We start from the raw sequence: 14,788 nt of genomic DNA on the forward strand, positions 1-14,788 counted from the left end.
CACCTGCGCGTAAATCTGTGTGCTTGATATGGAGGCGTGTCCCATCATCTTGGCTATACTCTCAATAGGTATTCCTGCACTAAGGCTCATCGTGGCGAACGTGTGTCGTGCCATGTGATAGGAAAGACTTTCACGGATGCCGCAAGCCTTGCCCACAATGCACAGGTTCTTGCCCATTACACTGCGACTGCAATCGCTGTGGAAAACAAGGCTGTCGCCCTTTTCTTTCACCGTCTGCTGTTCTTCGTTCCCTTCTTGTTCTTCCCAACAATAGCGGATGACGGTTTCTGCTATCGGATGCAGCGGTACAATGAATTCCACCTTTGTCTTTTGGCGTTCCTTGCGGATATACTTCCTCCCGTCCGCTGCTGTTTGGATATGCTTATATAGCAAGTGTTCCATATCGGCGATTGCCAGTCCCGTAAAGCAGGAGAAGACGAACATCAGTCTTGCCTGTTCCGCTTCCCTGTCATTCATTTTCATTGTCGCAAGTTTAGCGACTTCACTCTTTTGCAGGAAGCGTATCTTCTTTTCCTCTTTCTCATACTTGGCGTTCTCAAAGGGATTGCAGCGGATAATCCTTTGACTAACCGCACGGAACATCAGTCGGCTCAGCCAGCAGAGATAGTTGTTGATGGTCGTTCCCTTCAATCCACGCTTTTTGAGAAAGAAACGGTATTCCTCAAACAAATCCTCCGTAATGGTGGAAATGGGTATGTCCTGCAATCCTTTATCTTTGACAAACTCACGGAGATTTCTGTCAGAATGGGACAGATTCAGAAAAGTTCCCTCCGCTCTTGACCTGCCAATACTTTCCTTGACTGCTTGCAGTTCCGCCCTGCTCATGGCAAGGAGAGTTGTAGGATGGGTGGCAATGCCTTGCAGGTGGTTCTTGATGAATTCGACACTTACCACCCCGTCCCTAACAAGAACATCCCGATAGGTCTTTTCCACAAGTTCCCTGAACTCATGGAGTCTTTGATTGGTCTTTCTGTCAGTCGTCAAGCTCTGCTTGACGTTCCACTCGGAGGGCTTACATTCTTCGCCTGTGGTAATGACTGCACTTTTTCCGTCTATGGTAATACGGCAGAGAATGGCTGTCCTTCCGTCTGCCTTTGTCTTCTGTCTGTTGATATAGAATAGTATCTTGAATGTACTTCTCATAATGGTTGTCATTTATATGGTCAAACGTAAATCTTCGGTGAAAGAGAGGAAACGGTCGAATTCCTCAAAGAGTTTCTGAGGGGTTACTTTGGCATAGCGTTCCGTCATGCTTACATTGGAATGTCCCAGCATCTTGCTCACCGTTTCGATGGGTACGCCCTGTTCGAGCGTGATGAGCGTTGCAAAGGTGTGCCTTGCAGTATGCGTGGTAAAAGGAAACGATATGCCTGCACGAAGCCGAAGGGCTTTCAAACAGGTCTGATAGGTTTTGTACTTGATGTAGGGAAGCAGTGTTTCCCTTTCATCGCTACGGTACTTCGCTATTAGCCTAACGGCTTCGGGCAGCAGCTTGATACGGCAAAGCACGCCTGTCTTCTGGCGGTTGAACTTCAGCCACAGACTGCCTTCATCATCACGGACAAGATGGGATTTGTTCAGTTCCATCAAATCGCAATAGGCCGCACCAACATAGCATGCAAAGAGAAAGATGTCCCTTGCCGTTTCCAAATCCTCCTCCAAATCATCAAAGCGGAGTGCTTTTAGTTTGTCCAATGCTGCCTTGTCAAGTGCCTTTGGCAGTTTCTTATCCCCCTTTGATATCTTAACCTTGTCAAAAAGTAGCACATCAGCTAATCCTTCACGGTAAGCCAGTCTGCATACAGTCTTCAAATGCGCGGCTACATTATAGAACGTGCTTTCCTGAAAACCGCACTCACCTAAGAAATACTGCCGGAACTCTTGGATAAAATTCTCGGTGAGTTGAGAGAATGCCAAGTCCGAGACCTTGTACTTCCGTTGAATAAACTTCTGTAAATGTATCCGGGCGGAGTGGTAGCCGTGTATGGCTCCTTCCTTGATGTCTATACCTACATGGTTTTCCTTTTCCTTGATGAGCATATCCAGCCTCTCAATGAGCATACACCGTGTCTGCACGCTGCCTTGAAACTGCTCCTTCACGTCGGTTGCGTCAAACAGGCAACCTTTGGAGAGTAAGGACTGATAAGCCGACTGAACGGACAGCAACAGGTTTTCCAACCTGCCGTTCACTTCCACCGCCTCACGGCTCTTTCCGTCCATTCGGCTCTCACGGGGATTCCACAGGTCGGGATTGCAGGAGAGCTTGCAACTGAACTGGGCGATGGAACGCCCAATGGTAATACGTCCCATAATCGGAGCTTTCCCCGACTTGTCAAGACCGCTCTTTTTGAGGTAGAGCAACACCTTCATTTTCTCGTGTTTCATACGCTTTAATATTTGTGGGCAAAGTTACCCGAATTAAAGCGTTCCTCAGTTATGCAGAAAACTGCCGACCGTAGCAACAGCCACACGAGCGAAAATAATTCAGTTACCGAATATTACTCCATCGTTACCTATCCCCAAATCGGGTAACGGTTTGGTAACTGAACTTCTGCCTAAATCTGCATATTACTGCCCTTTATAAATGGTGCAGCTTTACGCAAATCATACCGTTTCTTCCTCATTATCAGTTAGTTTGCAACAACTTCTGCCTTTCTTCATTTTCTTTGATTAGTTGCTTCGGGAACTTTCGACACTTGTCGCACGATTATTCGACAGGTGTCACACGATTGTGCGACAAGTGTCGAAAGTTCCTCCTGAACAATTTCAGAACGGCAATCCTACTGCAAAATGGAATGAGAAGTCGCGACTGAACTTGGGATGGAAGATGGCATAATGCTCCTGCTGGGTGCGATAAGCCGGATTGATGGCTTTCATGCCCATATCCAAACGCAGGATGAAGTAATCGAAATTCAGCCTCAATCCCAATCCGTAAGCAACGGCTATCTGCTTGTAGAAATCCTTTAGCTTGAACTGACCGCCCGGTTGTTCTGCGTAGTTACGCAGTGTCCAGATGTTTCCGGCATCGATGAAAGCCGCTCCGTTGAACTTCCAGAACAGGAAGGTTCGGTACTCCGCATTCAAGTCCAGCTTCATGTCGCCGGTCTGGTTAATGAAGTCTATCCGGCCATCGCTGCCCCTGAACTTGCCCGGCCCCAGTCCTCTTACGCTCCACCCGCGCACGGAGTTGGCTCCGCCCGAGAAATAGCGCTTCTCAAACGGCAGCACCTTGCTGTTGCCGTAGGGGTAAGCTATGCCGAAACCGCCATGTAGTGCCAGTGCATTGTGGCTGTCGAACTGGAACAGGTGCGTATAGTCGAAATCGAATTTTGCATATTGCGCATAGGCTATATTGAACAACGTACGCTGCCCGTTGTCATTTATCTTGAAACCGGAGGCGCGCGAAACTGCATCCAAGAGGTTGCCGGCAGTCTCTACATTGGCGCGTACGGAGTTTTCGCCGTCGCTGTAAGTAAGTCCGAAACCTATCTTCATGATAAACAGGTCTTCGTAGTTGTAGCGCAAAATGGCGTTCCGGCTGCTGGCGCTTTCCAGGTAATCGTGCTTAAAAGTCTCGCTTATCCAGGGCATGTAGACATAGTTCAGGTCGAGAAAGTCGAGGCGGTAAGAGATGTGGTGATGAGGTTCGGCCCATCTGTAGCGCCATGCCGTGGAGAATACTCGCCGATGGAATTCGGGCCGGTTTTGCAGATTCCAGCTCACGGCCAACTCGGTTGTTGCCTGACTCCGACGCCGGAATGAGCGCGATAGGAACGGAGCAACAAAGCGAGGAAACGTCAGCTTGGTCTCAACACTGTATTCCTGATAATTCTGGTCCTTATATCCCTCCAGTCCCGTAATGGCCTCAAAGGCGCCACGCAGGGCGATGCTCAGCATCTCGGAGCCGTGGAACAGGTTCTTGTTGGTATAGGTCAGCGTGGCTGCAGCGCCCAGGTCGCCTGCCGTATTGGTACCTTCAGGCTGAAAAGAAATGGTTGAAGGTTTGTTGGTAGACAGCTGAATATCACAGTCTAACAGCGTTGTATCGGGATGTTCGCGGAAAGTGATGTTGGTGTAGCGTATGGCCTGCAGCTTGCCAAAGTTGTGGTAAGTTTTCTGCAAGTCGGCAGCACTGTAGTATTTGCCTGGTTCTATGGCGGTATTATACTCGAGTACTTTCTGCCGGAGGTGCAGTTGCTCGTCCTCGTCGCCACTCATAAATCGTACCTCGCTGATGTTGTATCGCGGATGGAGTGTTTCGGGAGAACTGCTGTTGGCCCTGTATTTCAGCAAGTGCAGGGTGATGTTCACGTCCTGACTGTTACGAGCAGAGTCGGCACTGAACTGGATATAGTCCTTATGGAAGCGGTAGTAGCCGCTGTTAACCAAGAGAGTGGTAATGCGCTGGCGCTCTTCGTTCAGGCGTGCAACGGTAAATTGTGAGCCGGCCCGCAGCTGCTGATTCTCCGGTTTATCAAGTCTCAGCAAGGCGGCAATGCTGTCATCCTGGACATCATAGGCCACATGGTGAATGTAGTAAGGCTCGCCCGGCCGCAAGAGGTATATGGCCGTAAGTTTCTTACCATGTCTCTTGGTTTTCAGATCTACGGCAGCGTGCATGTAGCCCATGTTCTGCATAGCCGTAGTAAGGTCCTGACAGGACAGGCGGGCCTGCACGGAATCAAACACAACTGGCTCTTCTCCGATGCGCCGCAGGGTTCTGTTCATCCACTTTGTGGTATCTTTGCCAGCCAAGGCGTACGTTCCCAAGGGTATCTTGAATAAGCTGAACCAGCGGCTGTTGGCCTGTTGATGGATGTAGGGAGCAAGGTCCGAAACGGGAAACTTCTTCTGTTCCGACCTGATTTGCACCTTCTCCAGCAGATAACTGTCATCAGGTACAAACTTGGTGGCGCTGCACGAGGCAATAAGAACAGTAATAAGCCCTAAAAACAAGGGCGCAATCTCCTTGCTGCACCCTTTTAGAAAAGATGATTTATGTAATATAATAAACTTCAAAACTTTGTAAATTATTCGGCAAAGATAATAAAAAAGCAGAGAATAATTGTTATCTTTGCATGATAAAAAACCAAAAATGCTCAGCAAAACCAAAATCAAATACATCCGTTCTTTGGAACAGAAGAAGTACCGAAAGGCCGAGGGAGTCTTTGTTGCAGAAGGCCCCAAGGTTGTGGGCGACCTCCTGGAAACGATGGATGCCAGGCTAATAGTGGCCACGGACCAATGGTTTTCGGCTAACGGAGCAAGTCTAAAGGGTGACTGCGAGCGTATAGAAGTTTCGGAAAACGACCTGAGAAAGGTCAGCCTTCTGCAGCATCCGCAGCAGGTTCTGGGCTTGTTTCCGCAACAAAACCAGCCTACCGCGCCGCCGGCTCATCAGCTTTCGCTCGCGCTTGACGGTGTGCAAGACCCCGGCAACTTAGGAACCATTATCCGGATAGCCGACTGGTTCGGCATCAACCGCATCTACTGCAGCAACGATACGGCCGACGTCTACAACCCGAAAGTAGTTCAAGCAACAATGGGAAGCCTGGCCAGAGTAGACATTATGTACACAGACCTGACGGAACTGGCCAGCTCTCTGCCGGCTGACTATCCCGTTTACGGCACCCTACTCGATGGAGACAGCATCTACAAGCAGCAGTTAACCGACTACGGACTCATCATCATGGGAAACGAAGGCAACGGGATTTCGCCCGAACTCAGGCCGAAAATCAATCATAAGCTGCTGATTCCCAATTTTCCTGATGGCCGTAAAACGGCCGACAGTTTAAATGTGGCCATAGCCACGGCCATTACCTGCGCCGAATTTAGAAGAAGATATTGAAGAAAAATATGGAAAAGGACGTATATAAAATAAGGAGTGTATCGGCTTGCCTCAAGGCAGCAGCCGTGCTGTTGCGCACAAATCTGACAACCGTTGTCAAGAAGTTGTGGCTGCCTGCATTGGGTATAGCCATTGTCAAGGCATTGATTGTAACCAGTTCCATGCACACGACCGAGGCTTTTGTTCTGCATCTGCCGGTCAGCATCCTTGCTTCAACTGCAACAGGACTGCTTGCTCTCCTGCTGCTTGTTGCCGAATGTTGGTTCTTTGCCTGGCTGTATGACTCGCTCAATGAACATGGCAAGAAGTGGAACACCATGCGCAGCGCCAAAGTAATGGCAACTGTTGTACTTCTGAACCTGCTGTTTGCATGTCTTACAGGCGGCTTGGCCATTGCCTTTTTGCACACAAAGGCAGCTGCAAACATGACGATTGGACAATTTTACGCAGGCATGTTTGGAGGCGGACTGCTGCTTTATCTCATATTGCTGCTGGCGCTTCTGCCCTTTGTTTACTTCTTTACCAAGTACATGATGGAAAAAGAAACCAGCTTGAGACGAGGTTTATGGAGTGAACTGAAACCCGGATACAAGCACTATGGCTTCCTTCTGAGTGCCCTGCTGCTGGCAGGTTTCATTACCGTTATCATTGTCTGTGTGGTTAAAACGCCCGATTCCATCCTGGGTTACTCCTACCTTAGCTCGCTGATTGGCATGAGCAAAGGCGACCCCTCGGGACTTCCCTCCTACTTCAACATTATCGTTTTCGCATCTGGTGTTATCACCGACTTCATCCTCTGCTTCGTTGCAGCCTGGAACATACTCGTTTCTTTCTATGTTTACGGTTCCATTGAAGAGAAAGAGAATGCCAAAACAAGACTAACAGACATTAACTTCCAGTAAGACAACACAATGAAACAGCAGCGCATACTATTCATAGACCGCGACGGAACACTGATAGAAGAGCCCGCCGACGAGCAGATTGACTCCTTTGAGAAGCTCAAGTTTACAAGCGGCGTATTCAGAAACCTGAGCTTCATTTGCCAGCATCTCGACTTCAAACTCGTCATGGTAAGCAATCAAGACGGGCTCGGCACTCCTTCTTTTCCGGAGGAACAGTTCTGGCCCGTACACCGCTTCATTATCCAGACACTGGAAGGCGAAGGCATTACCTTCGACGAACAGCTCATAGACAGGCATTTTCCGGAAGACAATTCGCCGATGCGCAAGCCCGGCACCGGCATGCTGCAAGCCTATCTGAACAATCCTGCGTATGACATAAAGGGCAGCTACGTGATTGGCGACAGAGCCTCTGACGAGCAGTTGGCCAGGAATTTGGGATGCAAGTCACTGATTCTCGGCAAGGACGGAATGACTTGGGACAAGATTGCAGAAATTCTCTTTGCCGGCGAAAGAACAGCAGAAGTGAGACGGACTACCAAGGAAACGGACATCCACATTAATCTGAACCTCGACGGAACGGGCAAATGTGACATCTCGACGGGCATCGGTTTCTTTGACCACATGCTGGAGCAGATTGGCCGCCACGGCATGATGGACTTGGCCATCCACACAAAGGGAGATTTGGATGTAGACGAACACCATACCATCGAGGATACTGGTATAACATTGGGCGAATGTATCCTGCAGGCGCTCGGTAACAAACGTGGCATAGAGCGGTACGGCTACTGCCTGCCAATGGACGACTGTCTCTGCCAGGTTGCACTGGATTTCGGCGGCCGTCCGTGGCTTGTTTGGGACGCGGAGTTCAAGCGCGAGAAGATTGGAGAAATGCCCACGGAGATGTTCTTCCACTTTTTCAAGAGCCTGAGTGATGCCGCACGCATGAACCTGAACATCAAAGCCGAAGGTACGAACGAGCATCACAAGATTGAAGGAATATTCAAGGCGCTGGCCAAAGCGCTGAAGATGGCCGTAAAACGGGATATTTATCATTTCGAGTTGCCCTCAACCAAGGGCACACTCTAAACAACAGAAAGTGCCAAGACAGGCAGCCGACATCGTTGTCGCTCCTCTTGGCACTTTCTGTTTTTATTTTTGTTCACAGCTTTGCAAAGCATATAACAGCGTTAGTTCCTTCGCACGGAGCCACAACTTCTTTGGCTCACCTACGCAGACAAGCATCTTCCTGCATCTAAAACATAGTCTCTTAGGTCGCAGGAAGAATACTCTCAGGATGCAGTATGATAGCCTCCCGAACTTTCGACACTTGTCGCACGATTATTCGACAGGTGTCACACGATTGTGCGACAAGTGTCAAAAGTTCCCGACATCCCATTCTGGCACCACAAGCAAGTGACATTTTACCTCTGAGCGCTGCTTTCAGCTTCAGCATTCGCATTTGTTTGCTGATTTTTCAGCCAGCTGCAAGGGGTAACACAGGGTTCACTTACAACGTAACAGACTCGTAAGGCAGTCCCCAGACTTCGGCAACGGCCTCATAAGTAACCTTACCTTCAACAATGTTAAGCCCCTTGCGTAACGCTTCGTTGTCCTTGCAAGCCTTACGCCAGCCCTTGTCGGCAAGCTCCAGCGCATAGCGCATGGTGGCATTGGTCAATGCCGTAGTTGACGTGTTGGGAACAGCACCGGGGATGTTGGCAACTGCGTAATGCACAATTCCATCGACTGTATATACCGGATCGGTGTGAGTAGTTGGACGGGATGTTTCAAAGCATCCGCCCTGGTCAATGGCCACATCTACCAGAACGGTACCGGGCTCCATCAGTTTCAGCATGTCGCGTGTTATCAGATGTGGAGCCTTGTCGCCCGGTATGAGCACGGAACCAACCACGATGTCAACATCGTGCAATTCCTTACGAATGTTGTGCGCGGTAGAATAAAGGGTATGGACGGTTACGGGAAGCTCGAATTCGAGCTGACGGAGCCGTGGCAATGAGATATCAGTTATGTAGACGTCGGCCCCCATGCCTGCTGCCATGCGGGCGGCTGCCTCTCCTACGGTGCCACCTCCAAGCACAAGAACCTTTGTTCGCTTCACTCCGGGAACGCCGCTTATCAGCTTTCCCTTTCCTCCTTTGGTTTTCTGCAGATAGTAAGCACCGTTCAGAATGGCCATGCGGCCGGCAACTTCGCTCATTGGAATCAGCAACGGGAGGTGGCGATCCTTGGTTTCAACCGTCTCGTAAGCCAGGCACACGGCACCACTCTTAATCATGGCGTCTGTAAGAGGCTTGTCGCAGGCAAAATGGAAATAGGTGAACACCAGCTGGCCTTTGCGTATCAGGGCGTATTCCGGCTCAATGGGCTCTTTCACCTTGATAATCATTTCGGCCGCGCCGTACACATCTTGAATCGTCGGAAGGATTTTGGCACCAACTTCCTCGTACTCAGCATCGGCAAAGCCACTGCCCTCTCCTGCCGTATGTTGTACGCAGACATCGTGTCCATGCCTGATAAGTTCTGCCACACCAGCCGGAGTCATGCCGACCCGATTTTCGTTGTCTTTGATTTCTTTGGGAATACCGATTTTCATGATAGTAAAGATTTTGAATATTCAACTGCGGCAAATATACGAAAATCTCTAATTGGTTGTATCGCTTATTCCTGCTTTTTTATACTTTTTATATTCTCATCCGGTTGGCAACTGCCAACTGGCAACACACGAAATGGTGCTTACTCGTAATCATCAATCACAGCATTCATGAAGTCCATCATCGGCTTTGCCACCTTCAAGTATTTGACTGCGTCTTTCAGCCAGCCGTCTCCCTGAAAATAATCATCGGGTACCAAGCGCCAGGTAGCATAGTCTTTCATCCGCAGATAGTCTGCGAACTCATAATCACGGGGGAAACCTTTGGGTATTGTCTTCAGGCTTTCAATACCGAAACCTTTTGGGTCAATGTTGCCTTCCGACCATTTACCCGCATTGGGATAGCCGAAATAACTGATGAATCTGCCGTTTTCCACACATTTTCTCCATTCGTCGATGTTGGCCATAATCTCGTTTCGGCACGAGGTCAGGATGTTTGTTGGCAGCCAATAGGCACCACATGAGAGCAAACACTGGCCGGGTTGCAGATGGATGTAATAGCCTCCACGGAGCGATTTCTTGCCGTGTGCGCAGATATAAGCACCGAAATGGCGCTTGTAAGGAGACTTATCCGGCGAGAAGCGGACGTCACGATAGAATCTGAAACAGCAGTCTTTAGGCGTGAGATGCGAAACCTCGGCGTCGAACTTGGATATCTCCAGTATCAGTGCAGCGACCCCGGCTTCAAACTCCTGCTTGCAAGCCTGATATTCACTCTTATGGTCCAGAAACCATTCACGGTTGTTATTTGCGGCTATATCCTGCAAAAAACGAAGTATTCTTTTTGTGTCCATCCTTTATGTTATCTTCTTCTGTTCGCGTTTTCTTTGGGCAATTCAGTCCAGCTTGCTGTTCTCCAACAACTTCGGACAGAAGCTGTCGAAAGGGCACTTCTCGCACATAGGACGAGCGCTCTTGCAGATGTATCGTCCATGTAGCAGTATCCAGTGATGCGCATCGGCAACATCGTGCTCCGGAATATTCTTCAGCAGATACTGTTCTACCTTGTAGGGAGTGTTCGCTTCCATGGGAACCAGACCCAGCCGGTGGCTTACACGGTACACATGTGTGTCAACTGCCAAGGTAGCTTTGCCGTACCAAACAGCCTGTATCACGTTGGCAGTCTTGCGGCCCACGCCCGGCAGCTTGACCAATTCTTCTGTTGTGTCAGGCACTTTGCCTTCAAACTTATCCACTAACATACGCGCCATTTCTACCAGATACCTGGACTTGGCGTTGGGATACGATACGCTGCGCACATACTCCAGCACTTCATCCGGTTCGGCTGCGGCCATCGCTTCGGCCGTAGGATAACGGCGAAAGAGTTCGGGCGTTACTTCATTGATGCGTTTATCGGTACACTGGGCGCTAAGCAACGTGGCACAAAGCAGCTGAAAGGCGCTGCTGAACTGTAACTCGGTAGTAGCATGGCCCTCCTTTGCGCGAAAATAGTCAAGAATATACTGATATCTCTCTTTACGTGTCATGACTGCAAAGTTACTACTTTTTCTGAGTAACGCCAAAATCGGAAGCAGATTAGTGAAGAAATGCACCCTTACAAAAAGAGGCATCAAAGCCTAATAGCCGATGCCTCTTTCTATAATGTGTTTCAATATCTTGTGAGTAACAAGGATGGCGGGGGTTATTTGGCAGCCGGCTTTTCTTTTGCACTCGGCTTGTAGGCCTTGTTCAGGCCAGTGATAACCTCCGAGGTAATGTCGTAAGCCTTGTCAGCATAGAGCAAGTTGTCGCCAGCCTTGCTCAAAATGAGGCTGTACTTCTTGTCCTTGTTGTAAACAGCAAGAAAGTGCTGGATAGAGTCTCGCAGCGCTTTGTTGTACTTCTCGGTTTCTGTCTGGAACTCACCGGAGAGTCGCTGATTTAAAGCCTGGAGGTCGTTGCTCTGTTTTTGCAAGCCAGCCTGAATGCCTTCAGCTTGCTCGCGGGTATATGCGTTCTGCTGAACTTTCTGCTGGAAGTTGGCTGCAGCGGCCTGCAGCTGCTGCTGTTTGCCGGCTAAAGTCTTCTGTATGTTGTTGCCTTTCGCCTCAAGAATCTTGGTGTAATCCTTGCAAAAAGCGTATTGGCTCATGATGGAGTCCACCTCAACATAAGCTATCTTTAAGTTTGAAGGATTTACCTGTGCGGTATTCGACTTCTGGTCTACCTGAGGATTGCTCTGGTTGCAGGAAGTCATGACGCATGAAGCCATAGCAGCAACTGCCAATGTACGAAAAACTGTTTTCTTCATTTTATAATAGGTTTTGTTTTAATCATTCGGTTTTGACAGTGTGTTTTTACAAACAGCACCGCCGGGAGACTGTGCCGTCAGTATGCCTTGCCTGCTCTCCGGGCCTCACGATCCTGATCCATCACACAGTGTATTCCCTGTTTCTGGAGTCCCGGATTATCCTTGACATGCTGCGAGGAGAACTTCCCGTTTTTCTTAAGAATCACCTTAACGCTCAAGAATGCTACGGCAATAGCAATTATTAACATGCTTAACAGCAGAGTTTCTATCATTTTTATTACTTTTGTGCTTGCAAAGATAATGGAAATCGGTAGAAGTACAAAATAAAACCCAATTATTTTGTTTTTATTTCCACGATGAAAGTTATTTTCATAAACGAAGAGCAAAGAAGCTTCTTGGCGCTCCGTGCACTCATATAATAAATAAGGTATAAGAAAAAATACAAGCAAAAATGGAGAAAAACGAATTAAAACCTGCTCGCGTATTTGAGCAGTTTGCCAAAATCAACCAAATTCCCCGCCCCTCGAAACACGAAGAGCAGATGATTGAGTATCTGAAACAGTTTGCTGCCGAGCGGCATCTTGAAACGCGGGTTGACGAAACCGGCAACGTGATTATCAGCAAACCGGCTACTCCCGGATATGAGAACAAGAAAACGGTTGTGCTGCAAAGCCACATGGACATGGTGTGTGACAAGCTCGTGGACGTTGATTTCGACTTCTACAAAGACGCCATCCAGACTTATGTAGACGGTGACTGGCTGCGCGCCAAGGGCACTACGTTAGGTGCCGACGACGGCATCGGCGTTGCCATTGAACTGGCCATACTCGACAGCGACAATATAGAACACGGGCCGATAGAGTGTCTCTTCACCCGTGATGAGGAGACCGGACTTACCGGGGCGTTTGGCATGAAGGCCGGTTTCATGAGCGGCGACTATCTCATCAACCTCGATTCTGAGGACGAAGGGCAGATTTTCATCTCCTGTGCCGGTGGCATCAACACCACGGCCACATTCAGTTTCGAACGTGAGACAGCACCGGCCGATTACTTCTTCATGGCCGGTTCGCTCAAGGGACTTAACGGAGGACACTCCGGCGACGACATTAACAAGAAGCGGGCAAACGCCATCAAGATTATGTCACGTTTCCTGTACGCAGAACAGAGCAAGATGGACGTGCGCCTGGCTCAATGGAATTCGGGCAAGATGCACAACGCCATACCGCGTGACGGCAAGATTATATTCGCCGTGCCGACCGGCCGCAAGGAAGAGGTTAAAGCCGACTGGAACCAATTTACAGCTGCAGTGGAAGACGAATTCCACGTTACCGACACCAACATGGTGTGGTCTCTCGAAAGCACCGAGGCCCAAACCGTGCTGCCCAAGGCCGTCTCTGCCAACCTCATCAGGTCCGTGCAGGCACTTTACAACGGCATTCTCACCATGTGCCAGGACGAGGCGCTGGCCTGGATGGTTGAAACTTCGAGCAACGTGGCCAGCGTACAGAGCGAAGACAACAAGGTTATTGTGGTGACCAGTCAGCGCTCCAACGTGATGAGCAACCTGCGCAACATGGCCAATACCATCAAGGCTTGCTTCGAGCTGGGCGGCGCCGAGGTTGTGCAGAACGACGGCTATCCGGCCTGGAAGATGAACCCAAACAGCAAGCTGGTAAAGATTACCGTCGATGCCTACAAGAAACTCTTCAACAAGGAGCCTAAAGTGCTCGGCATACATGCAGGCTTGGAGTGCGGTCTCTTCTCCGAGAAGTATCCTCACATCGACATGGTATCCTTTGGCCCAACGCTTCGCAACGTGCATACTCCCGACGAGTGCCTCTACATTCCCACCGTGCAGATGGTTTGGGATCACCTGTTAGAAATCCTGCGGAACATTCCCGAAGAATAGCATTCACCTCATCCCGACGATTGACTTATGGAATATCTGAAGCATACTTTGTTTCTTGCGCTCGTTGTTCTCATGGCATCATGCGGTCGCGAACATGACGCCAAGCAGCGCGTCAAGCAGTTTCTACAGGACAACCTGACCGAGGAATTCGATATCGACGAATTTTCGAAGATGGATTCCACCGTCTATGTGACGCCGCAGATGACTGCTCGGCTGCATCAGGACGTAGACACCATGAAGTTCTTCCGTAAACAACCAAAGTACAGCCAGCAAACAGAGAAACTCTATTTCATTCACGTTAAGTACAAGGTGAAAGAGGAAAAGCGCCAGCAAACGTTCTACCTTGACGACAAGCTAACAGGCGTCGTCACGTTCAAGAACGATATCTGATGCACCCGCAGACCTTCGATAAAGCAGCCCCGGTATGAGTATCACTACTCTGACCGGGGCTTTTTTCACCTTACAAAACTTAACCTATTGAAAAGAAAAGTTATCTCAAAAAACAGAGTAGTACATCTTTCATTGCAAATATAGTATATTCTTTTATACCTTTTGTATATAAAACAGAAAACAATCTTTATGTTATTCACTAATTCCGGGTGAATTTTGTCGTGTCGATGCGCGTGCAGCACCCGGCCCTTCCAGCTGTGTACGTGCACTCTCCTATCGTTATAATTTACAGCAAAGGGCATGCTCCGGGTCGTTAAAAAACTATTTTACGAGTGCCGGTGGCAGCTGTTCTGAACTTTCGACACTTGTCGCATAATCATTCGACAGGTGTCACACAATCGTGCGACAAGTGTCGAAAGTTCCCGAAGCATGCCTTCAGCACTCCGACGCTGTCCTGTCCTGGATTTAGTTGACAGTTTTAGTAGTTAAATGTTCTTTAGGTTGACAATATATTTCTTATGTGGAAATCTGGTTGTCAGGTTTTTCTGTTAAGTGCACTTTAGGTTGACAGCTGTCTTCCGGGTGCAAAGTTAATCATTTTCTGTTTTCTGCGGACTCTTTGACCTCCTTATTTTAAGTGGAACGTTGAATTGATGAAAAACACCGGGGGGCGGCCTTGCGGCCGGGGGCTCGCAGCCCCCGGGAGCCTCTGTGGCTGTAATGCGGCCAGGGAAAGGAGCCGCTGCATCTCTTCCAAGGGCGTGCGCATGTCCAGACTCTGGTGCGGACGCACGGT

The 14,788-nt window shown here is 49.2% G+C and carries 13 protein-coding genes; 5 read left to right on the plus strand and 8 right to left on the minus strand.

Annotated elements, in window-relative coordinates; all coding sequences use genetic code 11:
- The 3 genes from BMW31_RS12900 to BMW31_RS12910 all read right to left on the minus strand — a co-directional run.
- Window positions 1-1,164, minus strand: a 1,164-nt coding sequence (locus BMW31_RS12900) for a site-specific integrase (protein ID WP_091824475.1), incomplete at its 3' end; no start/stop codon positions are given.
- A gap of 12 nt (window positions 1,165-1,176) precedes the next feature.
- Window positions 1,177-2,406, minus strand: coding sequence for a site-specific integrase (locus tag BMW31_RS12905; RefSeq protein ID WP_091824440.1), 1,230 nt, complete (start codon window positions 2,404-2,406; stop codon window positions 1,177-1,179).
- A 381-nt stretch (window positions 2,407-2,787) separates the two neighbouring features.
- On the minus strand, window positions 2,788-4,977 hold the full coding sequence (locus BMW31_RS12910; RefSeq protein ID WP_255404970.1) for a translocation and assembly module lipoprotein TamL: 2,190 nt from the start codon (window positions 4,975-4,977) through the stop codon (window positions 2,788-2,790).
- A 139-nt stretch (window positions 4,978-5,116) separates the two neighbouring features.
- On the opposite strand from BMW31_RS12910, the gene BMW31_RS12915 reads away from it, so the two are divergent.
- From BMW31_RS12915 to hisB, 3 genes are read left to right on the plus strand one after another with little or no spacing between them, the layout of a single operon-like run.
- Window positions 5,117-5,869, plus strand: a complete 753-nt coding sequence (locus tag BMW31_RS12915) for an RNA methyltransferase (RefSeq protein ID WP_091826664.1) — start codon at window positions 5,117-5,119, stop codon at window positions 5,867-5,869.
- 8 nt (window positions 5,870-5,877) lie between these two features.
- Complete coding sequence (locus BMW31_RS12920; protein WP_091826644.1) at window positions 5,878-6,771, plus strand: hypothetical protein; 894 nt, start codon at window positions 5,878-5,880, stop codon at window positions 6,769-6,771.
- Window positions 6,772-6,780: 9 nt separating this feature from the next.
- Entirely contained in the window at window positions 6,781-7,857 is a 1,077-nt protein-coding gene (gene hisB, locus BMW31_RS12925; protein WP_091826646.1) for a bifunctional histidinol-phosphatase/imidazoleglycerol-phosphate dehydratase HisB, read from the plus strand.
- Between the two features lie 421 nt (window positions 7,858-8,278).
- Here hisB and ald read toward each other — a convergent pair whose 3' ends face one another.
- The 5 genes from ald to BMW31_RS12950 all read right to left on the minus strand — a co-directional run bounded on the left by ald (window position 8,279) and on the right by BMW31_RS12950 (window position 11,965).
- Window positions 8,279-9,385: an alanine dehydrogenase gene (gene ald / locus BMW31_RS12930; RefSeq protein ID WP_091826650.1), complete on the minus strand. Its 1,107-nt coding sequence runs from the start codon at window positions 9,383-9,385 to the stop codon at window positions 8,279-8,281.
- Between the two features lie 140 nt (window positions 9,386-9,525).
- A complete protein-coding gene (locus BMW31_RS12935) occupies window positions 9,526-10,236 on the minus strand; it encodes a DUF2461 domain-containing protein (RefSeq protein WP_091826652.1) in 711 nt (236 codons plus the stop codon).
- Window positions 10,237-10,278: 42 nt separating this feature from the next.
- Window positions 10,279-10,929, minus strand: a complete 651-nt coding sequence (gene nth / locus BMW31_RS12940) for an endonuclease III (RefSeq protein WP_091826654.1) — start codon at window positions 10,927-10,929, stop codon at window positions 10,279-10,281.
- Between the two features lie 155 nt (window positions 10,930-11,084).
- On the minus strand, window positions 11,085-11,693 hold the full coding sequence (locus BMW31_RS12945; protein WP_091826657.1) for an OmpH/Skp family outer membrane protein: 609 nt from the start codon (window positions 11,691-11,693) through the stop codon (window positions 11,085-11,087).
- A 77-nt stretch (window positions 11,694-11,770) separates the two neighbouring features.
- Window positions 11,771-11,965, minus strand: a complete 195-nt coding sequence (locus BMW31_RS12950; RefSeq protein ID WP_091826666.1) for a hypothetical protein — start codon at window positions 11,963-11,965, stop codon at window positions 11,771-11,773.
- 179 nt (window positions 11,966-12,144) lie between these two features.
- Between BMW31_RS12950 and BMW31_RS12955 the strand changes: the two genes are divergently transcribed.
- Together BMW31_RS12955 and BMW31_RS12960 are read left to right on the plus strand one after the other, a co-directional pair.
- A complete protein-coding gene (locus BMW31_RS12955) occupies window positions 12,145-13,602 on the plus strand; it encodes an aminoacyl-histidine dipeptidase (protein WP_091826660.1) in 1,458 nt (485 codons plus the stop codon).
- Between the two features lie 27 nt (window positions 13,603-13,629).
- The gene (locus BMW31_RS12960) at window positions 13,630-13,992 is read left to right on the plus strand and encodes a hypothetical protein (protein ID WP_091826662.1); all 363 of its coding nucleotides are present in this window, start codon (window positions 13,630-13,632) and stop codon (window positions 13,990-13,992) included.
- Window positions 13,993-14,788: the final 796 nt, after the last annotated feature.

The sequence above is a fragment of the Prevotella sp. kh1p2 genome (genome assembly GCF_900111525.1).
Taxonomy (GTDB): Bacteria; Bacteroidota; Bacteroidia; order Bacteroidales; family Bacteroidaceae; genus Prevotella.